The organism is Gordonia namibiensis NBRC 108229 (assembly GCF_000298235.1).
GTDB lineage: Bacteria > Actinomycetota > Actinomycetes > Mycobacteriales > Mycobacteriaceae > Gordonia > Gordonia namibiensis.
The window spans coordinates 91,675-115,658 of the sequence record NZ_BAHE01000006.1 but is presented as its reverse complement, the minus strand read 5'-3'; the positions used below and the strand labels follow the sequence as shown (position 1 = coordinate 115,658).

The window sequence follows — 23,984 nt, the reverse complement described above, 5'->3', positions numbered from 1 at the left end:
TCACTGCTGCCGAGGCACGTGAGCACGGATTCGATCGCTCGGCGTGCGCCGGAGGTTGTCCGCCGGGGAGTGGGTCGGTGTCCGTCCCCGGCTGTACCGGCTCGCCGACCATCCCGTCACCGACCGGACCACCGCCAGGATCGCGACACTGTCGGTCGGGCCGTCGGCGACCCTGTCGGGACTGGCGGCGGCCTGGTGGCATGGCATCGTCGACGACCCGCCCGAGACGATCACCGTCACTGCACCCCGCGGACGGCACGGCCCACCGATCAAAGGCGTACGGATACTCAACCGGTTCCTCGACGACGCAGACGTCCTCATCCGAGGAGATCTGCGGGTCACCGGGGTCGCGTTGTCGGCGCTCGAAGGGGCCGTCGAACAGGGAGCGGGAGTTCTGGATTCGGCGCTGCAACAGCGTCGGATCAGCGTCGAACGTCTTGAGGAGGCGTACCGGCGCCGGTACCGCTGTGTCGGAGCGGCGGAGATGGCTCCGATGATCGAGTTGCTGGAGTCGGGTGCACGGTCGGCGGCGGAGCGTCTCGCGGTGTCGATCCTCGACGACGCGGGGATCGGCGGCTGGGTCGCCAACCATCCCAGCTGCGGGTACGAGATCGATCTCGCGTTCATCGCGCAGATGGTGGCGGTGGAACTCGACGGCTTCGCCTTCCATCGGGACGCCGACACGTTCCAGCACGACCGCACCCGACGGAACGCACTGATCGCGGCCGGCTGGACGGTCCTCAACTTCACCTGGACCGACCTGACGGAACGGGCCGGCTACGTCGTATCGACGATCCGTCAGGCGATCAGCGCCGCGGCTTGAGACCAGATGTCGCGAAACGTAGTGCAGCCCGACACGATCCGCGACATCTACGAGAAGCGTCGACGCAGCTCGCGGCGATCGGGCTTACCCGGCCCACGCAGCGGCAGCTCTTCGATCTCGAGAACCTCACGTGGCGCCGCGTACCGGCCGAGACGTTCCGCGACGGATCCGCGAATCCGGTTGGCGTCGGGTGATTCTCCGCGTCGTGCGACGACGACCGCGACGACCTTTTCGCCGAGACGGTCGTCGGGAATTCCGACGACGACGCATTCGGCGACCGCCGGGTCCTCGACGATCACCGCCTCCACCACCTGCGGTACGACGGTGAGTCCGCCTGTGGAGATGGCCTCGTCGGCACGCCCGACGATCGACAGGACGCCGTCGTCGAGGCGGCCGAGGTCATCGGTGCGGAACCAACCGGCCTCGGCGAAGGCGGGATGGTCGGGAAGGTTGCGGTACCCGTGCGCCACCATCGGGCCGCCGAGGACGACGCGTCCCACACCGTCGGGCGACGGTTCGGCGATGTGGATGGAGACACCGTCGAGCGGGATGCCGTCGTAGACACAACCGCCCGCGGTCTCGCTCATCCCGTAGGTGCGGACGATGGGGAGCCCCTCGTCGACGGCCCGGCGCAGCAGGGGAGCGGGGGTCGCCGCACCGCCGACGAGTAGTCCGTCTGCGGCTCGCAATGCGGTGGTCGCGCGCGGTGAGTCGAGGACCTTGATCAGCTGCGTCGGTACGAGGGACGTGTAGCGCCGGGGCCCGTCCAGCCGGTCGAGCGCGTCGGCGAACTCGTCGGCGTCGAAGCCGGCGGCCAGATCGAGGACGGTGGGGGTGTGCCCGGACGCGAAGGCCCGCAACAGGACCTGAAGGCCGGCGATGTGATGCGGGGCGAGGGCCAGGAGCCAGTTACCGGGTCCGCCGAGGCGGTCCGCGGTGGCCTGCGCCGATACGGCCAGCGTCGTGGGGGTGTGCTGCGCCCCTTTGGGGACCCCGGTCGACCCCGACGTGGAGACCACGAGCGAGACATCGTCGGCGATCGGCTCACCCACCGACAGCGCGTCGCTCAGAAGCGCTGTCTCACGGGCGTCCTCGGGGGTGGGGACGATCGCGACCGAACCGTCGAGCACGGCGAGCAGCTCGTCGCGTCGGTCCACGACCTCCGGTCGAGCGGGAAGGGACAGGGCGCGCAGAGTTCTCAGGACTCGTCCCGATTCGCGTCGTTCGGGTCGGGGCCGTCGAACGGCCAGCCCGACGATTCCAGGTGACGACGCACGCGGGCGATGTCGTCCTCGTGCGGCAGCTCACGGGTGACCTTGGTGATGGCCACGGCCGCGTCGATCTGAGAGATCGGCTCGGGAGGCGGCGGCGACTGTCGGATCAGCCGCGACGACACCTCCTGCACCTCGTCCTCGCTGAGCTGACGGCGCAGGAGGGCGACGAGTGGGATGTAGTCGCCCTGCGGCACGCCGTCGGGATATCCGGTGCGCAGCCATTCGATGATGCGGTAGAGCAACTGTGGGCGGTCCACTCCTCACCCCCTTTCTTCGACGGGACGCAGGTGCGTCCGGCGTGGTGCGGACACGCTGATGCGTACCCACTCAGCGTGATTGTAGGTTTCGATGTGCTGCTGTCGGTCCTCGGTGTCGGCGCAGCGCTGTGTCAGGGGCGGCTGGGCAGCAGTGGCCAGCCGACCGCGGCGAGACGTCCGGCGACCTGGTTGACCTCCTCCGCCGTCGGGGGTGCGCTGGTGACCCGCTTGATGGCGTCGTGGATCTGCTGTTCGCTCACCGGTTCCCGGGGGCCGTACTCCTTGACCAGTTGCATCGCGACGGCGGTGACCTGCTCGTCGGTCAGCACGCGCGTGAGAAGCGCCATCAGGGGCGGGAAGTCGGTGCGCGAGACACCTCGGGGATAGCCCTTGCGAATCCAGTTGATCACGGATTCGAAGAGCGGGGTTTCACTGCTCATGGCTGATCGCGTCTCCGGCTCTTGCCTATCTGGGACAGCTGTGTACCCGGGTGGGGGTCACTTGTAACCAAACGGGAAGAGCTTGATGCCGGTGTGGAAGTAGAGGGTCTGCCGGGTGATCCACAGGATCGCGGTGATGATGACCAGTGCGACGACGGCGAAGATCGCGTAGCTCAGCACGCGCATCGCCGGGTTGCCCTTGACGACCGAACCCTCGACGACCTCGTCGGACCCCTGCTCGTGCACCCGGAGACCGACCGCGAAGAGTGCGGGAAGCCCGGCGCCGAAGATCAGGCCGACGACCAGCACCTTGGCGATCGCCTCGACGATGTCCATCTCAGCTGGATCCTCTCGTGGTCGTGTTGTGGTCGGCTCGTGACGATCAGACGGACCGTGCGGTGTCCGGGGTGGCCCCGGCATCGGTCGGCAGCACCGAGCCGGTGGTGTCGTCCCAGTCGGCGTTGACGTTGCCGGCGTCGATCTTGTTCTGCTGGGCGCGCCGGTACATGTAGGCAGACGCCGCGACGAGGAGGCCGAAGATCGCCACTGCGCCTGCGACGTTGCCGAGTAGGTGGGCGATGTAGAAGGACGCCGCGCCGACGAGTCCGGCGGCGGGAAGAGTGGTGAGCCACGCCACGGCCATCCGGCCGGCGACACCCCAGCGGACCTGTGCGCCGCGCCTGCCGACCCCGGAGCCGAGGATCGAACCGGTGGCGACCTGCGTGGTGGACAGTGCCATCCCGGCTGCGCTGGAGGTCAGGATGATCGCCGCGGACGAGGCCTCGGCGGCCATGCCCTGCGGGGAGCTGATCTCCACCAAGCCTTTTCCGAGGGTGCGGATGATGCGCCAGCCGCCCAGATAGGTGCCGACCGCGATCGCGGCGGCACAGCTCGCGACGATCCACAGGGGGAGTCCGTGGCTGACGGTCGAGGCGTCGAGATGTCCGGTGACGATCAGGGCCATCGCGATGACGCCCATGGTCTTCTGTGCGTCGCCGGTGCCGTGGGCGAGCGAGACCAGTGAGGCGCTGGCGATCTGGCCGTATCGGAAGCCCTGTTCCTTGCGGCTCTCGGCGAGGTGACGGGTGATCGTGAACACGAGCCAGGTTCCGCATGCGGCGACGACGCAGGCGATCACCGGGGCGAGGAGTGCCGGCACGATGATCTTGCCGAACACTCCGTGCCAGTTCACTCCGGAGAGTCCGATGGCGGCGATCCCGGAACCGATGAGCCCACCGAACAAGGCGTGTGAGGAACTCGACGGCAGGCCGAAGAGCCAGGTGAAGAGGTTCCAGAGGATGCCGCCGATGAGTCCGGCGAAGATGATCAGCAGCGCGGTCGTCGGGGTGATACCTGCGACGATCTCGCCGGCGTCGGCGCCGGAGGTCTGCTGGATGTTGAGGACTTCTTTGGTGATGGTGGCGGCGACCTCGACCGAGAGGAAGGCGCCTACGAGGTTGAGGATGGCGGAGAGCCCGACCGCAACTTTCGGTTTCAGAGCGCCGGTGGCGATCGACGTTGCCATGGCGTTGCCGGTGTCGTGGAAGCCGTTGGTGAAATCGAAGCCGAGGGCCGTGATCACCAACAGCACCAGGATCAGCATTTCGCCGCTCATGGTTTTCATGATGAGGGCTGGGCTTCGAATTTCCTAAACGTCTCGGCACGGTTTCGTGGGATTTGCTCGTCTGTTCGGCGTGTCGCACACGTTTTCGCAGTTCAGCGCCGGTGTGTCGTCCGTCGCTTTCTGGGGCGATCGAACGCTCGGCCGACCATGGTGAAACCGACGGTCGCTGTGGAAGAATCCGACGCCATGACATCGATGAAGCTGGGCATGCCGATCAACTACGCGGGCGACTTCCGCGAGACCATCAACAACCTCGCCGACTTCGAGGCTGCGGGTGTCGAGCGGATCGCGGTGCCGGAGGCCTACAGCTTCGACGCGGTCTCGCAGCTCGGCTTCATCGCCGCGAAGACCGAGAAGATGGAACTGCAGACCGCGATCCTGCCCATGTACTCGCGCACCCCCACCAACCTCGCGATGACCGCCGCCGGTCTGGACTACATCAGCGGCGGCCGTGCGGTGCTCGGCATCGGGGCTTCGGGACCGCAGGTCATCGAGGGCTTCCACGGCGTCAAGTACGACTACCCGCTGGGCCGCGCCCGTGAGCACGCGGAGATCTGCCGCATGGTCTGGCGCCGCGAGAAGCTGAACTACCAGGGCAAGCACTACACCCTCCCGCTCGACGAGGAGCACGGCGGTTCGGGACTCGGCAAGTCCCTGAAGATCATCAACCACCCGGTCCGCGACAACATCCCGCTACTGCTGGCCGCCATCGGCCCCAAGAACATCGAGCTCGCCGCGGAGATGTTCGACGAGCTGCAGCCGATCCTGTTCCACCCGGAGCAGATCGACGCCGCCTTCGGGGAGTCCCTGGCCGCCGGTAAGGCCAAGCGCGACCCGTCGCTGGGCGAGTTGGGCATCGTGGTGCAGGCCACCGCGCGGGTCTCCGACGACGCCGAGCAGATCAGCAACGCCAAGGAACTCGTCCGGCACCACGCCGCGCTCTACATCGGCGGCATGGGTGCCCGCGGCAAGAACTTCTACAACCAGCTCGCCATCCGGTACGGATACGTCGAGGAGGCGAAGCTCATCCAGGACCTCTACCTCGACGGCAAGAAGGTCGAGGCCGCCGCGGCGGTTCCCGAGGACCTCGTGAATGCCATGTCGCTGATCGGTTCCAAGTCGGAGGTCGCCGAGCGCGTCGCCGCGTTCCGTGCGGCGGGCGTCACCTGCATCTTGGCCTCGCCCACCGCGCCGACGCACTCCGAGCGGGTGGCCGAGGTCGAGGCGCTGCGCGACATCTTCAACGGCTGATCGCCTCTCCCGCGAGGGATCTCAGTCAACCCGGTACGGCGGCCTTTCCGAGGCCGCCGTTCCGGTATGGGTAGACCGCACCCCGGCGACAGGGGTGACGGGTGTGCGGGTATCCGCAGAGTCTCCTGTGGGTGTCTCCAATTCTGTTGCGCGCCGGGCTGATACGTCCACATCGTAGGCGCGGTCGTCACAAACCTTGCGTGTGAGCGCGGTTGGCGTCGCATATCGCGATCGGGTGCATCCGCAGATGGTGAATCAGTCGAACGAGCGAGCTTTTTCTGCTCGACGCCAACCTGGTGCGAAAAGAGGGTGCCCCTATTCTCGAGGCGAATGCGAATCGCCGGGGGCGGCGCATTCCGCACCGCGTGGTGGAATCGCTCTCGAGTCCGGTACCCGTTCCGGTCGACCATTGAGACGTCGAGTAGGTCGGTGTCCTCCGAGTGGATGACAGATTTTTGCCCGAATTTCGAATCAGTTCGCGACGAATCCGAGAAAGTGAATTCGGGGGAGCGGTGAATTCCCTTCCCGTTGCTCACCTGATTGCCGACCGGAGGATTCGCGGGCATTCACGGGGCGCCCATTCGATACCGGTGCCCCCGAGTTGTGGGGCTCCGACCCGTCCCATAGTCTCTTGGTATCCGCGCGGCGCTGAACGGTATTCGCGCAGCACACGTCGGTGTGACCGCCGTCATAGGGGCGGTCGTACGCTCGGACGATTCCACCGGTGGCAGTGATCGGCAACGATGTCCCGGGGTCAGCGGCTGCTGGAGAAAACGGTGCCGACGGAATCCGATGTGCCGCGTGGATGCGGCGGGTTCTGGCGTACAGGTGACAGCAGTCGGACGTGACGAGGACGGCGCATGGTGAGTGGTGAGGCAGGGCGTTGAATTCCACCGTGTTGAATTCCGGCACGTCTGATCCGCCGGCGCAGAATTCGGTGCGGGCAGGATTTCATCCCGGAGAATCCGTTCATGTCGCACCTTTCTCGCGACACGTATCCCGTTCCGGGAATTTGGGATCCGCTGATTCGTTGTCGCGGATTCGTGGGTGTGGAGATTCGGTGGCGGAGGCGCACCGACGGTCGGGGGGATCAGACGGTCGGCGTGCCCCATGAGCTCGTGGTCCCACGGACCGGGTGAGCGCCTGGCGGGTCGACCATGAGTCACCCGACCCCGCCCCCCGGGACTCCCGCTGCCGGAATCGCTCGACGATTCCGGCTCAACGCCGCGCAGCGCGCCCTGTGGTTCACCCAGCAGGCAGCGCCCGAGGTGCCGATCAACATCGCGCAATACGTCGAGATCGACGGGCCGATCGACGTCGAACTCTTCCTCCGGGTGACGAGCGAGGTGGTGCGTCGGGCCCAGTTCACGCAGATCCGTTTCGAGGACACCGACGACGGACTGGTCGGCGTCTACGATCCCTCGCTGCATTACTGGGCCGACGTAATCGATCTCCGGGATCGCCCTGACCCCCACGCGGCCGCCGAGGCGATCATGCGCGAGGACTGCGCCCGCCCACTGGATCCGCGCGTCGACCGCACCGCGCGCGGCTGCCTCTTCCGTCTCGGTGACGAGAAGTTCTACGTCTACAACCGCGGACATCACATGCTCTCCGACGGTGTCGGCGGCAAGGACCGCATGGTCGAGGCCCTCGCCGCGTACCACGCGGCGGTCACCGGCGGCGAGCTCCCGCCCGCCAAACCGGTGGACCTGGATCTGCCCGCACGCGCCGACGACGAATACCGCGCATCGCGACGATTCGAGACAGATCGGGCTCACTGGCGACAGGCCATGGCCGGGGTGGGGATTCCCGCGTCCCTCGCACACCGGCGCGGCGAACCGGAAGCCGTCTCGCGGCGGGTCGTCGCACCGGTCGACACCGGGACGATGGACCTTCTGCGGCGCGCGGCCGAGCAGCGTTCGACGATCCTGCCGAACGTCATCGTCGCCGCGTTCTCGGCCTACCTGGCCCGGGCCGCCGCAGACGGTGACGAGGTGATCTTCCAGTTCCCGGTCGCCGCCCGGACCACCGCAGCGCTTCGCTCGACCCCCATGCCGGTCGCGAATGTCGTTCCCCTGCGCACCGGCGTGGCGGGAGGGGCGTCGGTCACCGAGGCGCTGGCCACCACGCAGGCGGCGCTTCTCGGCGCGCTGCGACACCAGCGCTACCGCGGCGAGGACATCTGGGCCGACGTCGCCGCCGACGAGACCAGCGGGCGAGTGCGTCGGACGGCGGCACAGGAACGTTCGGGTCCGATGCTCAATCTGATGCTCTTCCAACGGGAATTCCCCTGCGGCGAGGCGCGCGGCACCTTCCACGTCGTGACGGTCGGTCCCGCCGAGGACCTGTCGGTCAACATCTTCCCGGTCGCCGGCGAGGAGCGGGACTCGGTGCTCATGGTCGGGGTCGAGGCCAACCCGAAACGATACGACGACGCCGAGGTCGCCGAGCATCATCGACAGTTCCTCGCGATGCTGCGAACGTTCGCCGACGCGCTGCTACACGCTCCGGACACCCGCATCGACGATCTCCCATTGGCGAATCCGGTTGCCGTGGTCAACGGCCCGGCCGTGACGTCCCGTCCGCAGACGGTCCCCGAGGCGCTCGCGTCCGCGGTTGCGCGCCATGCACATTCGCCGGTCATCGACGGGCCGCGTGTCCCTGAACTCTCGTTCGGGCAATTGCACCGGCGCGCCCTCGACCTCGCCGCGCGACTCCGTACCGCCGGTGCGGTTCCCGGCACGACGGTGGCCGTTTCGCTCCCACCGGGCGCAGACCTGCTCACCGCGTGGTGGACGGTCGCGGTGAGCGGGGCGGCCATCCTGCTGCTCGACCCGCACGCTCCGAGAGACGGCTTCTCGGAACTGATGCAGACCACGCGTCCCGTCCTCGTCATCACCGGGTCCGAGGGAGCGGTCGCGTCGATTCCCGGTCCGCGTGTTCTGACCCTCGCCGAACTGGACCACCTGGAGGCGTCCGCGGTGCCGGTGCCCCGTCCCGCACCGGGTGACATCGCCTGCCATCTCGCGATCACCGACAACGGCTCCGGCCCGGGCACACTCGCGGTGCCCCAGCGTGCGTTCGCCGCTCTGCTCACGAACGGCGTGTTCGACTCCGCGGCAACCGGTCTCGAGTACGGCCGGTTGTTCTTCGGTGCGCCCGCGGCATCCTCGGCGGCCCATCTGGAGATCATCGCCGCGGCCGCGCACGGCCTCCGACTCGTGGTGCCCGGCCCCGACACCGCAGCCGTCACGCATGTGATCGCCACACCGGGAGATGTACCCGGACTCGGAGCGCAGGGGCCGATGACCTCGCTGCTGGTCGTCGGCGGGGACATCGCACCGGCGGCGCTGGTCCGTCTCGCCTTCGGTCGCGAGGTGTCCGCGCCGTACTGTCCGCGCGGTGCGTTCGGCCCGGTGACGTCGAGCCGCCGGATCGGCCGCGACGCAGCCGTCGATCACCGACTGCCCAGTGGCGCTCCGCGTCCGGCCACCGGGATCGCGATCCTCGACCGGCTGCTACGGCCGGTCCCGGTGGGGGTCACGGGTGACGTCTACGTCAGCGGCCCGCAGGTGGCGACGTCCATCGCCGGCGACGCGGTCCGTACCGCATCGGCCTTCGTGGCGTGTCCCTGGGAGCCGGGCGTCACCATGCTCCACACCGGGGATCGCGGCCATTTCGACCCGGGCACGGGCATGTTGGTCGTCGACCACCACGCCGAGGATGTCGTCACTCTCGACGGTGTCCGCATCGATCTCGCGGCGCTCGACCGGGCGGCAGGGCAGGTTCCCGGGGTTGGGTACGCGGTGTCGGTGGTGGCCGAGAACGCCCTCGACATCGGCATCGTGTGCGACGCCGCCGATCCGGACCGCTCACGGGTTCGGGCCGCGGTCCGCCGGCGCGTCGACGAGGAGGTGCCGGCCTCGACCCGGCCCCGCCGCGTCGTGATCCTCGCCGAGCTGCCCACGGACCCGACCGGAAACCTCGACCGGCGGGCGGCGGCGCGGCTGATCGCCGCGACACCCGAGGCGGAGACCCGCCACCGGGCGGCGGCCACCCCCACCGAGGTGGCGGTTGCCGAAGCGGTGACCGAGATACTCGGGGTCGGGAATCCGTCGATGGACGACGAGCTCGTCCGATTGGGCGCCACCTCCCTGGGATTCATGCAACTCGCGACCCACCTCGGGAGCACTCTGCGCGTGGTCGTCGACATGCGCGAGCTGGCGACGGTGACGACGCTCGCCGAACTCGCGTCGGTCATCGAGGCCGCCTCCCCGAGACGGATGACGTCCACCGACGGTGCCATCTCCTATCGCCCGACCCGAGCCCAGCAGGAGATCTGGCTCCTGAACCGGGCTGCCCCACGCGCGACCGTCTATCACCTGCCGGTGCGGCTCACACTCGCCGAGGAGATCACCGCCGACGCGGCGCGGGCGGCGCTGATCGACGTGGCCATCCGGCACGAGGCCTTGCGGACCGTCTACCCAGAGGTCGACGGGGGACCCGTCGCGCAGGTACGCGGTACGGTCGAATCAGCTGCTGCCGCGCCAATCACCAGTGCCACCCTGGACACCGCGGGTGTCGATCTCGCGGTGTCCGCTCCGTTCGACCTGCGCACCGAGGTCCCGTGGCGGGCGGTGCTCGACGAGACGCGAGAGGCCGTCGAGCTGGTCCTCGTCGCCCACCACATCGCCGTCGACGAGTGGTCGTTGCACATCGTGCTGGAGGATTTCGCGCATGCGGTGCGCGCACGTGCAGCCGGCGCGGATCCCGTCTGGGAGACCGAGGCGGTCGCCTTCAGTGCGGTCCTGGACGCACGAACCGCCGGATCGTCGGCGACAACTGCTGCGGCGGAGGTCTTCTGGGCCCGGTACTTGAGGGACGCGCCCGAACGTCTCGCCCTGCCCGAACCCGCGGTGAGCGATACGGCGGGCCCTGGGCTCACGGCCGGGCCGGCGGTCCACGAGAGTCGACGGGTCGACCGGGCGATCACCGAAGCCGCGTCCGCGCAGGCTCGCGAGAACAGCACCACCGTCAATACGATTCTGTGCGTGGCACTCTCGGCGGTCCTGGCCGAGTTCACCGACTCCGACGACGTCGTGATGTCGATGCCGGTGTCGGGTCGCTTCACCAGCGAGGAACTCCGCCCGGTCGGAATGTTCGTCGAGACGGTACCGGTGCGCGTGACCGGTGTCCGCGAGGCGGCTGTCGCCCACGCGCTCACGGTCACCGGGCGCGACCTCGCTACCGCTGTCTCGCTGGCGGATTCCGGGCCGACCGGGTTGTCCGACGTCATCTTCGCCTTCCACGCATCCTCACCCGATCTCATCGCGTGGACGGTCTTCGCCGGCGGCGAGACCCTGCGGACCCCCGAGGCCCGAACCCCGCTGGAGTTCACCGTGATCGACGACGGGAACGGGTTGTCGGTCTCTCTGACGGTTGCCGAGCGGCGTGTGGACGTGGCAGCGGCTCGTCGAATCCTCGACAGGTTCGTCGAGGCCGTCGCAGCCTTGGCGGCCGCGGCCCCCGACCAGACCGTCGCCGACTGCTTGTCGCCGGGAACTGCCACCGACCCGGGTACTCGCCGGACCGCCTGCGTCGATCCCATACCGGCGCTCCTGCACCACGCCGACGCGCATCCCGAGGCGCGTGCGGTCATCGACGGCGACGTCACCCTCGACTACCGAACCCTCATCGACCGGGCACGCACACTCGCCACGCGTCTTCAGGCCTCCGGTCTGCGCCCCGGCGACCGCGTGGCCCTGCTCATGGACCGTCGCGCCGACACCGTGGTCGCGATCGTCGCGACCCTCCTGGCCGATGCGGTCTACGTCCCGATCGACCCGGACCTCCCGCAGGCGCGTGTCGACCTGATCCTGGCCGGGACCGCCCCGGCCGCGATCGTCGACAGCCGGCTCGAGGTGTCGGAGGGGCCCGGTCATCAACGCGCGCAGCCGATCCCGGGTGCCGCCTACATCATCCACACCTCCGGCTCCACCGGGTTGCCGAAGGCCGTGGTGGTGACCCGACAGAACGTGGCCGCGCTGATGGCGGCGGGACTCGACCTCATCGACGCCTCCCCGCGAGACGTCTGGGCCTGGGTGCACTCGTACGCCTTCGACTTCTCGGTGTGGGAGATCCTCGGTGCGTTGGCCTCCGGCGGCAGCGTCGTCGTGGTCGACCGGACGACGGTCCGGGACCCGCGGGCACTCGCCGAGACGATCGAGCGGCACGGGATCACGATCCTCTCGCAGACCCCGACCGCGTTCAGCGGGATCGTCGACCTCGCAACCACTCCCGTGCCACCGGCGCTCCCGTCCCTGCGGGCCGTCGTCTTCGGCGGTGAGACCCTCGCACCGAACACTGTGCGCGCATGGGCTGCCGACCACCCGAACACCCGGCTGCTCAACATGTACGGCATCACCGAGACGACCGTGGTGCTGACCGCGGCCGACGTCGACACCGACGACGAACGCAGCATCATCGGTGCTCCGTTCGACGGCGTCGGGTGGATGGTCCTGGACCGGCGCCTGCGACCGGTGCCGACCGGTGCGGCCGGCGAGCTGTACCTCGTCGGAGAACAGGTAGCACTCGGCTACCTCAACGCTCCCGGCCTCACCGCGACAAGGTTCGTCGCCGACCCGTCGGGGAGCGGCCGGCGGATGTACCGCACCGGCGACCGCGTCCGCGAGGTCGCACCCGGCCGCCTCGCCTACCTCGGTCGCAACGACGACCAGGTCCAGATCCGCGGTCACCGGGTCGAACTCGGCGAGGTCGTCTCGACCCTGCGTGCCGTTCCCGGTGTGGGCGACGCACGCGTCCTGGTACGACCGGGTCGCCGGGCGGGCGATGAACAACTGCTGGCTTTCGTGACCGAGGACGGCCTCGCCGACTTCGACGTCCTCGATGACCTCGACGAGGCGGCGATCCTGGCAGCCTGCGCTGCACGTCTGCCGGGGCACGCCGTGCCGGCCCGCGTCGCGATCGTCGACGGCTGGCCGATGACCCGGACCGGAAAGATCGACCGCGACAAACTCTTCGCGACCATCACCGACACCGCCCCGCCGGTCGGGCGGGTCCTCGGCCCGGTCGAGGAGACCGTGGCGTCGGCGATCCGTGCGGTCGTCGGTGAGGACGCCGGTCCTCTCGGCGCTGGCACGAACTTCTTCGCTGCCGGAGGCACCTCGCTCTCGGCGGCACGCCTGGCCGCCACCCTCGCCGGGATGGGCTACCGGGTGGAGGTGGCCGACGTCTTCGAGAATCCGACCGTCGCCGAACTGGCGGCGCGGATCGCCGCTCCGGGAACCTCGCCCGTTCCGTCGCGTGCGTCCCTCCTTGCCGATGATGTCGACATCCCTGCGGATCTGCCGCTCACACCGGAACAGATGGACGTGTGGTTGCGGTGGCGGACCGAGCCCGAGTTCACCGGCTACCTCCTGCCGGTGGCCTGGCCGATCGACGCGAGCCCCGTCGACGTGCGACGCGCGGTTGCCGCGATTGTGGCGCGACACGACGCCCTGTGCACCGTATTCCCTTTGCGAGAAGGGGTCCCGGTGCAACATCGATGGGACGACGCCAGGGTGCTCGACCATCTGGAACGGGAACTCGGACCCGACGCCCGCCCGAGGCCGGACGTGACTTCCGTTCTCGCCTCGATGGCCACGCCGATCGACCTCGCCACCTCGCTTCCGTGGCGCGTACGGATCGTCGAGATCGACGGCACCACCTGGCTTCTCGGGGTGATCCACCACATCGCCGCCGACGGAGAATCCTTCGCGATCCTGGCCGGTGAACTCGACACGGCCCTCGCCGGTGCGACGCTGCCCACGAGCGGAACCGACTATCGGCGGTACTCCATGTGGCGCGCCGAGACGCTCGACGCGAGGCGCGCGGAACTCACCGCGTTCTGGCGGGACGCGTTCAACCAACCGCTCGAACAGCTGCGCCTACCCGAGATGAACCTGCAGGCGGAATCCGTTGCCCCCGCGGGGGAGACGATCGTGCACCGTGTGCAGGGCCGCCTCGATTCGGCCGTCACCGCATCGCTCGACGCGCTGACCGTGGCACGGTCGACGACACCGTTCATCGCCACCCACACCGCGCTGGCCGCGGTCCTGTCGACACAGTCGGGTGTCGGGGTGGTCACCGTCGGCACCGCGCTGTCCGGCCGTCTCGACCCCGGCCTCGTCGGTGTGCCCGGTTTGTTCGCGCGTGCGGTGCCGCTCCACACGCCCATCGACCCGGAACTCTCCTTCGCCGATCTGCTGGCTCGAGTGACCTCGGTGGACCTGGGCGCCTTCGCCCACGCCGACCTGCCCCTCACCGAGATCGCCGACATCGCCGACCCCGGTCGTGCCGGTGCCGGAACCCCGTTGTTCGAGGTGTCCTTCGGCGCGGTGCCGGATGCGATCGTCGAATGGGCGGAAACCGAGTCCCCGCCCGGAGGCGCGGCGTCGGGCGTCCTGGGTATACCGCTCTTCGGCATCGACGTCTCGATGTACCGGCACGACGGTGCACTCCACGTGACGATGTCCTGCACCGACGCGGTCGCCACCGCGGACCGCCTGAATGCGCTGTGCGACCTCGTCGTCGACACCCTGCGACGCGGCGTGCTGGCCCCCGACGAGCCGGTTCTCACCCTGATGAGCCCGGCGGACGAAGAGGTGATCAGCCCGGAGTTCGAACCGGAGACCTTCGACGCGCTGTTCACCTCATACGTCGCCGCAACCTCGTCCGATGTTGCGGTCGTCGATTCCTGCCACCGCGTACCGGGGTTCGGCACCGAGATCTCCGGCCACGACGTCGACCGACTGTCGACCCATCTGGCGCGCGTACTCATCGCACGGGGTGTCGGTGCGGGCGACGTCGTCGTCGAACTGCTCCCGAGGTCGGTGTTCGGGGTGATCGCGACCGCCGCGATCGCCCGCGCGGGTGCGGCTTTCGTCAACATCGACCCCGCCGACCCGGCCGAACGACGGAACCTCGTCCTCGACCGATGCCGACCGGCGCTGGTGCTCTCTCTCGGTGACACCGGCCCGGCTGGCATCGGCACAGGGGGCATCGGCACCGGGGGAATCGATGTCGAGGTGCTCGCTCTCGACGAGGTGTTCGCCGAGCTGCCCGCGGTGGTGCCGCCCTTCGACGACGCGGAACGAGTACGGGCGGTGACGCCGGACGACGTCGCCTACATCACCTTCACCTCCGGGACGACCGGCGTGCCGAAGGGCGTCGCGGTCACTCACTGTGGTCTCGCCGGGTGGGCCCGCGACACCGCCCGACGGTTGGACCTGACCTCCGGCGACCGTGTACTGCACACGTACGCAACCGGTTTCGACGCCCACCTGATGGGTGTTCTGCCGCCGCGGATCGCCGGCGCGACGCTGATCATGTGCCCGCCGGATGTCATCGCGGCCGACGAACTCGCCGACCTCGTCGCAGACGCCGGGGTGACCGTTCTGCTCACCACCCCCTCGGTGCTGGCCACCCTGCGACCCGACGACCTGCCGCACGTCCGGCACGTCGCCGTGGGCGGCGAACCGCTCGGTGCGGGTCTCGTCCGCGAGTGGACCCGCACCGCGACGATCAGCAACGAATACGGTCCGACCGAGGCGACCGTCGCGGTCAGCAGTGCGCGCTACACCGGTCCCACGAGAGGCGCGGTGCACATCGGGCGCCCGCTCGACGGTGTGACCATGCACGTCCTCGACGCGAGGCTGCGTCCTGTTCCGGACCACACCGTGGGGGAGCTCTATCTCTCCGGGAACTGTCTGGCGCGTGGATATCTCGGCGACCCACGCACGACCGCGACCGCCTTCGTCGCCGGTCCGCACGGGGAGCGGATGTACCGCACCGGGGATCTGGTCCACCGGCGCGGCGACGGCACCTTCGTGATCCACGGCCGGACCGACGACCAGGTCAAGATCCGCGGTGTGCGCCTCGAACCCGGCGAGATCGATGCGGCGCTGTCCCGGCTGCCCGGCATCGCCGCCTCCGTCACCGCGGCGCGTGCCACCGCAGCAGGCGAGAAGGTGCTGGTCTCCTGGGTGATCGGCGAGCCCGGTGTCGAGATCCGCACCGACAACCTGGCACCGCAACTGGCACATGTGCTGCCGCGCACCATGATCCCCGGAGTATTCGTCGAGGTCGACGACCTGCCGATCGGACGCAACGGCAAGATCGACGTGACCTCCCTGCCCGCACCGGACTTCGGCGCGACCGGTGTCCGTGGTTCGGCGACGGCCGGCCGCGCCCCGGCGGGGGAGACGGAACTACTCATCGCGTCGGTGTGGGCGGAGGTCCTCGACCGCCCGATCGAGAGCTTCGACGCCGATTCGGACTTCTTCGCCGACGGCGGCACCTCCCTGTCGGCGACACAGGTCACCTCGAGGCTCTCCGCGTCCACCGGTGTCGACGTCGCGGCTCGTCTGCTGTTCGAGGCTCGGACGATGGCCGAACTCGCCCGCCGCGTCGACGACCTGGTCTCACCGACCTCCGGACCCGTCGCGGCCCCGCTGCCGGCGCCGGCGCGACTTCCCGTTCCCGACCCGTTACCACTGGCATATCCGCAGCGGCGCATGTGGATTCACCATCACGTCGACCCGACATCGACCGCATACCACGTTCCCGTGGTGATGCGGATCCGCGGTCGCGTCGACCTCGCCCGACTGCGCAAGGCCGTCGACGAGGTCGTGGGTGCGCACCCCGTGCTCCGCACGGTGTACCCGGATTCGCCGGCCGGACCGATCCAGCGACGGATCGAACACCGAAGCCCTGTGCTGGCACACCATCTCGTGGAGGTCGGCGACGAGGACGTCGAGGCCGTGGTCCGACGGCAGGTGACGGAGTACTTGCGCACACCGTTCGACCTCGAGAACGAGCCCGGATTCCGCGCGGCCGTCTTCGAGGTGGAGACGTCTGACGACGCCACCGACGACACCGACCTCTACCTCGCGGCGGTCCTCCACCACATCGCCATCGACGGTTGGTCCATCCGTGTGCTGCTCGCCGACCTGATGCGCGCCTACGACGGCGAGCGACTGGCGGTGGCCGCCGACGAGGCGTTCACCTACGCCGACTTCACCCAGTGGCAGATCGAACGCCTCGGAGACGCCGCCGATCACGACAGCCTCTTCGCGCACCAGATCCGTTACTGGACAGATACTCTCGCCGATGCGCCGGAACCGCTCCGGTTGCCCGGTCATCGCGACCCCGGCGCCGCGGGCGTCACCGGTCGTATCGGTGCCTCCGTGCCGTCCCCCGCGATCCATCAGACCGCGAAGGCGTTGTCGGCCACGGTCTTCCAGGTCGCGCACGCAGCTCTCTCGGCGACCCTCGGTCAGCTGACCGGACAGTGGGATGTCCTGGTCGGCGTGCCGGTGCACGGACGCTCCGCCCCCGAATGGGAGTCGGTCGTGGGCATGTTCGTCAACACCGTCGCGCTGCGCACCCGACTCCGCCCGGACACCCCGGTTCGCGAAGCGGTGGAACAGGTCCGCGACGTCGCACTCGCAGCGCTGGCGCACAGCGACATCCCCTACGAGGACGTCGTACAGGCGGTCCGGCCCGCGGCCCGGCACGGCGGCGATCCGCTGATCTCGGTGCTGCTCGTGAGCCAGGAGGTCGTCCCGCAGGCCTCCGGCGAGGTCCCTCTGGCAGGCGCAATGGCCTCGCTGGTCACCGAGGCGACATCGACGGTCGACGCGAAGTACGACATCGAGGTGGTCCTCGCCGAGAGCGACGACGAACTGCATGTCACCCTGGTGCACTCCGCGCAGGTCCCGGACGAGGTGGCCCGGCTGCTGCTCGACGACTACACCACCCTGCTGCTCGGTGTGGGCGACGTCGGGCAGCCGTTCCCGGTCGTGGCCTCGACCGTGGATGCCCCCGAGATCCCCACGCGCGATTCCGGCGAATCCGCCCGGTACGAGCGAGAACTCGCCGATCCGGAGCTCGTCGCGCAGGTTCGCGCGATCATGGCCGAGGTGCTCGAGGTCTCGGTGGACGCGATTGCGGAATCCGCCGACTTCTTCGCTCTCGGCGGCACCTCGCTGTCGGCCACCAGGGTGACCTCGGCCCTGGGCCGCCACCTCGGTGTCCGGGTGCCGACGCGGGTGCTGTTCGAGCACCCGACACCCGCCGGCCTCGCCGTCGCGGTTCCCACGCCGGCCGTCGACGCCGTGCAAGACCTTGCCGATTCTCGTGCGGTCGACGATCCGGACGACCGGGTCACGGAGATCCCACTCGCACCGACGCAGCGCCGCATGTGGGTGGGCGCGCAGATGTTGGGCCAGGTCCCGATCTACTCGGTTCCCGTCGCCGTCGGTGTGCCGCCCGGACTCACGACGGCCGAGGTGACCGCCGCACTGGACGCCCTCGTCGACCGGCACACCGCGCTGCGCACCCGCTACCTGGCCACGCCCGACGGTCCGCGGCAGCGGGTCGTCGACGGATGGCGGCCGCCGGTACGGCACCTCGACTCGACCGCGCTCACCGGCACGGCCATCGCCGATGAGTTCTCGACTCCCTTCGATCTCGCCGGGGAACCGCCCGTGCGGATCTGGCTGCTGACGGAGAACGGCGTCGACACCGCCCCGGTCGCGGTGGTCCTCGTCGCCCACCACATCGCGATGGACGGCGAATCCGCAGCCATCGTCGAACGGGAACTCGCCGGGCTCCTGGCCGGCGAGTCCCTGGACCGGGAACCGGTCGGCTTCGACGTCCTCGCGCGGCGGATGGTCGCCGAGGAGCAGAGCTCACGCGCCGAATTGCACGACTACTGGCGGCAGGCCCTCGATGGTTACCGCGGGGAACTCGACCTCGCCGACCACCGTCCGCCCGACCGCGATCTCCGTACCTCGGTGATCGAGTTCCCGATTGACGAGGCCGTCGCCCGGTCCATCTCGACGGCCGCCCGCCGCGCACAGGCCAGCGACTTCCATCTCCTGCACGCCGCGACCGCACTAGCCCTCGCGGCGCAGGCCGGCGTCGACGACATCGCCGTGGCGACCCCGGCCTCGATGCGCCGCGACGCGGACAGTGCGGGCACGGTCGGCATGCTGATCTCGACGGTGGTCCTTCGTACGCGACTGACCGCCGGGATGACGGTCGGCGGCCTCATCGAGACCGTCCGCGACACGGACCTCGCCGCTCTCGACCACGCGGCCATCGCCTTCGACGACGTCGTCGCACTCGTCGATCCGCCGCGCATCCCCGGACGTCACCCGCTCGTCCAGGTCGCCTTCTCGGTGGTCGACTCCACCGGCGTCGCGCCAGGCCCCGTCACCGCGGACGCACCGCATACCGCGATGGATTCGCACAGCGAGTTCGACGTGCACATCGTCGCGGTCCGGTCCGGGAGCAACTGGCGGCTGCAGCTCCATCACGCGCGGGATCTGTTCGACGAGAGCGTGATCCGCGGACTGGGTGAGCGTCTGGTGGCGGCCGTGGCCGCGGTGACCGGCGACCCCGCACGTCGGATCGCCGCCGTCGAACCCCTCACCGCGGCCGAACGCGAATTCCTCAGCGGCCGTGCGCATGCCGCCGCGCCGACCGGGACCGAACCACTGCTCGCCGACTTGTTCACCGGGACGGTGGCCACGCACGGCGATCGGCCGGCGATCACCGACGGCACGCGATCCCTCACCTACCGCGAACTCGACGCCTGGGTGTCGGAGACGGCACGCGCCCTTCGTGCGCGCGGCCTCGACGCGGGCGACGCGGTTGCGGTGGTCGTCCCGCGCTCCATCGAATCGGTGGTCGCCATCTGGGCGGTGAGCCGCATCGGCGGGGTGTGTGTCCCCGTCGACGTCACCTACCCGGCGGCGCGCATCGAGCACGTGGTCGCCGGAGCACGGGCGACGGCGATCGGTCCGGAGGACATCCCCACGCAACCGGTCGAACCCGTCGCCTCGGAGCCGGTTGCACGTGTCTCACCGGACTCCCTGGCGTATGTCATCACGACATCGGGCACCACGGGCACCCCCAACATCGTCGGCGTCACCCATCGCGGCGTGCATCGTGTCGCCGGGCTCGGCGACGTGGAATCCGGCGACCGGGTGGGGATGGCGATCAGCCCCGGATTCGACGCGACGTTCCACGACCTGCTGCTGCCGCTGGCCACGGGCGCGACGCTCGTCGTCGTCCCGCCGGAGATCGTCGGGGGACGGGACCTCGCCGGCTTCCTCGACCGCACCCGGGTCAGCGTGTTCACCGCGACCCCGTCGGTGATGCGGACCATGCAGCCGGAATCGATCTCCTCGTTGCGACTGGTCTACATCGGCGGCGAGGCGCTGCCGGCCGACCTCGCGTCGGCGTGGGCGGAGTGGGCGCAGGTCCGCAACATCTACGGTCCCACCGAGACGACGGTGACGGTGTCCACCAGCGCCTACCGTCCGGGCGAGCCCGTGCGGCTGGGGCATCCGCGGCCCGGGATCGGGGCCGAGGTCCTCGACACCCGACTGCGGCACGTACCGCCCGGCGTGGTGGGCGAACTCTACGTCAGCGGAACCGGCGTCGCCCGTGGATATCTCGGCGACCGGCCACTGACCGCCGCGACCTTCGTGGCCGGGAGTGACGGGCGTCGACGCTACCGGACGGGCGACCTCGTGCGATGGGATCGCGAAACCGGCGAGCTGATCTATGTGGGCCGCGCGGACCGTCAGATGAAGATCCGCGGACAACGCGTCGAACCCGCCGAGATCGACGCCGTTCTCCTGCGCGCCGGAGCCGATCGCTCGGTGACCGTGCTGCGGCCCGGGCCGGCCGGGCCGGCGCTCGTCTCCTATGTGGTCTCGCCGGTGTCCGTCGACCGCCTCGCCGACGTCTGCCGCGCCCTGCTGCCGCGGCACATGGTGCCCGCCCGGATCGTCGAACTGGCCGAACTGCCGCTGAGTGGCGCGGGCAAGATCGACCAGCGACGACTCCCCGAGCCGACCTGGTCGGAATCGACCCGCGAACCCGAGACCCGCACGGAGACAACCGTTCGCGACGCCTTCCGGACGGTCCTCGGCGAACACGGCGTCGGCATGGACGACGACTTCTTCGCCCTGGGCGGCAACTCCCTGGCCCTGGTACAGCTGCGCGACGAACTCTCCCGACGCACCTCCGTCACCGTGGACGTCGCAGACCTCTTCACCCACCGCACGCCGGCCGAGGTGGCCCGCGTCGTCGACGCCGCGTCCACGGGGGAGGGTACCGGCGTCGACCACCGCGTCGTGCCGCTGTCGCGCACGGATGGCACCGAATCGGGCGTTCCGGAGTCCGGGGCCCCGACGATCTGGTGCGTGCACACCGCCACCGGGATCGTCGAACCGTTCCGGGCCTTCGGCGCGTCACTGGATTCGACTGCCGCATATGGTCTCCAGCTGCCCGAACTCGTCGTCGCCGACCGTGACCTGCCCGCAAGCCTCCCCGAGATCGCGGCCCTGCACGTCGCGGCGGTTCGCAGCCGCCAGCCGTCCGGGCCCTACCGTCTCGTCGGCTGGTCGCTCGGTGGTGTCATCGCGCACGAGATGAGCCGGCAACTCATCGAGGCCGGCGAGCAGGTCGACGTGCTGATGGTGCTCGACTCCCGACCTCCCGGCGACCTGCACGAGGGGGCCGACGAGGAGCTGCTCGGCGAGGATCATCCGCTCCGAGCCGCGGCCGAGCGCCACGACCCGCAGGCACTACGGCGGTTCGAGGATCGCTCCCGGACCCTCGCCGCCGCGGTGCGGTCCTACGAACTTCGTCCGGTGCCCGTGGGTAAGGTCATCTACGTTGCCGCCGAGGACAATCCGGACACCGAGAGCTGGGCACGGGCCGTCCGGCCCGATGCCGGAACACAGACTCCGGCGGTGGAAGTGATCCCCGCCGGAGTGGCACACGCGCAATTGGGCGACCCCGACGTGATGCGTCGGCTGGCCAGGAGAATCGAGGAGGAATGGTGACCGGATCCGAGCGGGACGAGGCATCGACAGGACTGTCGATCCTGTTCGTCTGCACCGGCAACATCTGCCGCTCGCCGATCGGCGAACGCGTGCTGACCGGACTGGCCGACCGCATGCGGGCCGACGGGGCGGATCTCGCCGTCACGTCGAGCAGTGCCGGCACCGGCGCGCTCAACGGTCAGCCGATCCACCCGCACTCCGCCGCGGTTCTCGCCGAACACGGCTACGACGCATCGGGTTTCGAGTCCCGATACCTGCGTCCGCCCATGCTGACGCAGGCCGACCTCGTGCTGTGCATGAGCCGCGAGCACCGTGCGGCCGCCCAGCAAATGGCGCCCGCCCGCTGGAAGCGCGTGTTCACCCTCACCGAGTTCGCCTCCCTCGCGGAGACCGGGACCCCGGCGGAGAACGGCACCCTCGCCGCGATCATGGGCGGGCGGGGACGTATCGATCCCAACTCGCCGCTCCTCGACATCGTCGACCCGATGGGCCGTCCGCGTGAGGACTTCGACCGCGTGTTCGGCGAGATCGAGCCGAAGGTCGAGACCGTGGCGAAGTGGCTGGCGGCACAACACCTCACCGAGACGACAGGGGAGACCCGGTGATCCGCCGTATCGCCGGAAACCGGGCGGTCCAGGTTCTCGCCCTGATCGTGGTGCTCCTCGCCGCGGTCGTCGTCTGGCTCGCGTACTCGGCACTGAAGGTGAAGGGCGACCTCGAGTCGGTCCGATCCGACGCCTCGCAGGCCCGGACCCTGATGCTCGACGGCGATCAGGCCGGCGCCTCGCAGGCCGCCGCTGCGGCCGCCGACAGCGCTCGGGCCGCCTCCGACCGGTCCCACGGCATCGTGTGGTCGGCGGTGGCCGCGATCCCGGGGATCGGATCGCCGTTGAAGTCGGTGCAGCAGATGAGCGACGCCGTCGAGGCGCTGTCCGCCGACGTGCTCCTCCCGGCCGCGGACCTCGCCGGCGTACTGAACCCGGATCAGCTCCGGACCGGGAACACGGTGAATCTCAAGCTGTTACGTGAGGCGCAGCCCGACCTCGCCAAGGTCGCCGAACGCTCGACCGAGGTGGCCGACGAGGTCGCGTCGATCAACCCGAGCTGGCTCGGCGTCGTCGCCGATGCGAGAACCCAACTCGCCGAGCAGGTGGACGCGGCCGAGTCCACCCTGGTCGCCACCGACATCGCCGCCCAGCTGATCCCGCCGATGCTGGGCTCCTCGGGGCCGCGCAACTACTTCATGGCCTTCCAGACACCGTCGGAGTCCCGCGGAACCGGCGGGCTCGTCGGCGGTTTCGGGCTGCTCAACGCGACCGGCGGACGGGTGACGGTTCCCGAACTGGGTGCCAACTCGGAGTTCCGCGACCCGGCGACGCCGAAGATCAACCTGGGCCCCGAGTACGACGCGGTCTACTCGTATTACAAGCCCTACACCGACTTCCGGAACGGGAACCTCAGCGCTCATTTCCCCGATGCGGCGAAGATCTGGCTGGCCAACTGGCGGGCCCAGACCGGCCAGAAGCTCGACGGTGCCATCGCCCTCGACCCGATCGCGCTGAAGTACATCCTCGAGGTCGTCGGACCGGTGACGTTGCCCGGCGGGGAGAAGATCACCGCCGACAACGTCGTATCCATCACGCTGTCGACCTCGTACCAGCGGTTCGCCGACGACAACGAGGCCCGAAAGGCGTACCTGCAGTCCATCTCCCAGGCTGTGGTGAAGAAATTGATCAGCTCGGGCGGGAGCACCCGGGACCTGCTCGAGGCGCTCGGACGCGGCGTCCACGAGCGCCGGATCATGGTCTACAGCACCACGCCCGCCGAACAGGAGATCCTCGAGACCACCAAGCTCGGGCATCAGATCTCCGACACCGACTCGCCGTATCTGCAGGTGGCGATCGGCAATGCGTCGGGCAGCAAGCTCGACTACTACCTCCGTCGCGAGATCGACTACACCTCAGGCGATTGCAGCGGCGACACCCGGCAGAGCACGATCACGGTCACGCTGACCAACACCCTCGACGAGACCGCCGGACTCACCGACTACGTCGCCGGTGGCCTCGGCACCGAACTGGCCGTGGACAAGGGCACGAACCTCGCCAACGTGGAGTTCCTCGCCACCAAGGGTGCGGTGCTCAAGGAGATGACCCTCGGCGACGCCGGTGCCTTCTACGTCGAACAGACCCTGCACGGGCGGCCCTACTACTCGACCCGGGTCGGTATCGCCCCGGGACAGAGCACCACGATCACGTTGAAGATCGACGAGCCGACCGCGGCGACGGGCGAAGCCGAGGTCCCGGTGCAGCCGCTGGTCGACGACCCCACCGTCACGGTCGACGTGCCCGCGTGCGGGCCGCGGGAGTGACCGTGCCCGCGTGCGGGCCGC

At 69.4% G+C, this 23,984-nt stretch carries 10 protein-coding genes; 5 read left to right on the top strand and 5 right to left on the bottom strand.

Going from position 1 to position 23,984, the window contains the following annotated elements; genetic code table 11:
- Nucleotides 1-43 precede the first annotated feature (43 nt).
- On the top strand, nucleotides 44-823 hold the full coding sequence (locus GONAM_RS02800; protein WP_006865258.1) for a DUF559 domain-containing protein: 780 nt from the start codon (nucleotides 44-46) through the stop codon (nucleotides 821-823).
- 47 nt (nucleotides 824-870) lie between these two features.
- On the opposite strand, the gene menE is transcribed toward GONAM_RS02800, so the two are convergent.
- The 5 genes from menE to GONAM_RS02775 form a co-directional block, all read right to left on the bottom strand.
- A complete protein-coding gene (gene menE / locus GONAM_RS02795) occupies nucleotides 871-1,980 on the bottom strand; it encodes an o-succinylbenzoate--CoA ligase (RefSeq protein WP_006865257.1) in 1,110 nt (369 codons plus the stop codon).
- A gap of 41 nt (nucleotides 1,981-2,021) precedes the next feature.
- Nucleotides 2,022-2,354 carry a DUF3349 domain-containing protein gene (locus GONAM_RS02790; RefSeq protein ID WP_006865256.1) on the bottom strand — a complete coding sequence of 111 codons (333 nt, stop codon included), beginning with the start codon at nucleotides 2,352-2,354 and terminating at the stop codon, nucleotides 2,022-2,024.
- Between the two features lie 131 nt (nucleotides 2,355-2,485).
- Nucleotides 2,486-2,794 carry a DUF3349 domain-containing protein gene (locus GONAM_RS02785; RefSeq protein WP_006865255.1) on the bottom strand — a complete coding sequence of 103 codons (309 nt, stop codon included), beginning with the start codon at nucleotides 2,792-2,794 and terminating at the stop codon, nucleotides 2,486-2,488.
- 57 nt (nucleotides 2,795-2,851) lie between these two features.
- The gene (locus GONAM_RS02780) at nucleotides 2,852-3,130 is read right to left on the bottom strand and encodes a hypothetical protein (RefSeq protein ID WP_006865254.1); all 279 of its coding nucleotides are present in this window, start codon (nucleotides 3,128-3,130) and stop codon (nucleotides 2,852-2,854) included.
- Between the two features lie 46 nt (nucleotides 3,131-3,176).
- Complete coding sequence (locus GONAM_RS02775; protein ID WP_006865253.1) at nucleotides 3,177-4,409, bottom strand: inorganic phosphate transporter; 1,233 nt, start codon at nucleotides 4,407-4,409, stop codon at nucleotides 3,177-3,179.
- Nucleotides 4,410-4,604: 195 nt separating this feature from the next.
- Here GONAM_RS02775 and GONAM_RS02770 point away from each other — a divergent pair, with 195 nt between their 5' ends.
- The 4 genes from GONAM_RS02770 (at nucleotide 4,605) to GONAM_RS02755 (ending at nucleotide 23,963) form a co-directional block, all read left to right on the top strand.
- Nucleotides 4,605-5,669: an LLM class F420-dependent oxidoreductase gene (locus tag GONAM_RS02770; protein ID WP_006865252.1), complete on the top strand. Its 1,065-nt coding sequence runs from the start codon at nucleotides 4,605-4,607 to the stop codon at nucleotides 5,667-5,669.
- 1,157 nt (nucleotides 5,670-6,826) lie between these two features.
- The gene (locus tag GONAM_RS02765; protein WP_006865250.1) at nucleotides 6,827-21,595 is read left to right on the top strand and encodes a non-ribosomal peptide synthetase; all 14,769 of its coding nucleotides are present in this window, start codon (nucleotides 6,827-6,829) and stop codon (nucleotides 21,593-21,595) included.
- Entirely contained in the window at nucleotides 21,589-22,200 is a 612-nt protein-coding gene (locus GONAM_RS02760; RefSeq protein WP_006865249.1) for a low molecular weight protein-tyrosine-phosphatase, read from the top strand. Before GONAM_RS02765 ends, GONAM_RS02760 begins: the two co-directional genes overlap by 7 nt.
- Nucleotides 22,197-23,963, top strand: coding sequence for a DUF4012 domain-containing protein (locus tag GONAM_RS02755; RefSeq protein WP_006865248.1), 1,767 nt, complete (start codon nucleotides 22,197-22,199; stop codon nucleotides 23,961-23,963). The genes GONAM_RS02760 and GONAM_RS02755 overlap by 4 nt, the downstream gene beginning before the upstream one ends.
- The last annotated feature ends 21 nt before the right edge of the window (nucleotides 23,964-23,984 follow it).

What these genes read in the sequence shown, in the direction of transcription:
- GONAM_RS02770 (WP_006865252.1), top strand. Translation starts at nt 4,605, where the DNA reads ATGACATCGATGAAGCTGGGCATGCCGATCAACTACGCGGGCGACTTC.
- GONAM_RS02760 (WP_006865249.1), top strand. Translation starts at nt 21,589, where the DNA reads ATGGTGACCGGATCCGAGCGGGACGAGGCATCGACAGGACTGTCGATC.
- GONAM_RS02785 (WP_006865255.1), bottom strand. Translation starts at nt 2,794, where the DNA reads ATGAGCAGTGAAACCCCGCTCTTCGAATCCGTGATCAACTGGATTCGC.
- GONAM_RS02780 (WP_006865254.1), bottom strand. Translation starts at nt 3,130, where the DNA reads ATGGACATCGTCGAGGCGATCGCCAAGGTGCTGGTCGTCGGCCTGATC.
- GONAM_RS02775 (WP_006865253.1), bottom strand. Translation starts at nt 4,409, where the DNA reads ATGAGCGGCGAAATGCTGATCCTGGTGCTGTTGGTGATCACGGCCCTC.
- GONAM_RS02765 (WP_006865250.1), top strand. Translation starts at nt 6,827, where the DNA reads ATGAGTCACCCGACCCCGCCCCCCGGGACTCCCGCTGCCGGAATCGCT.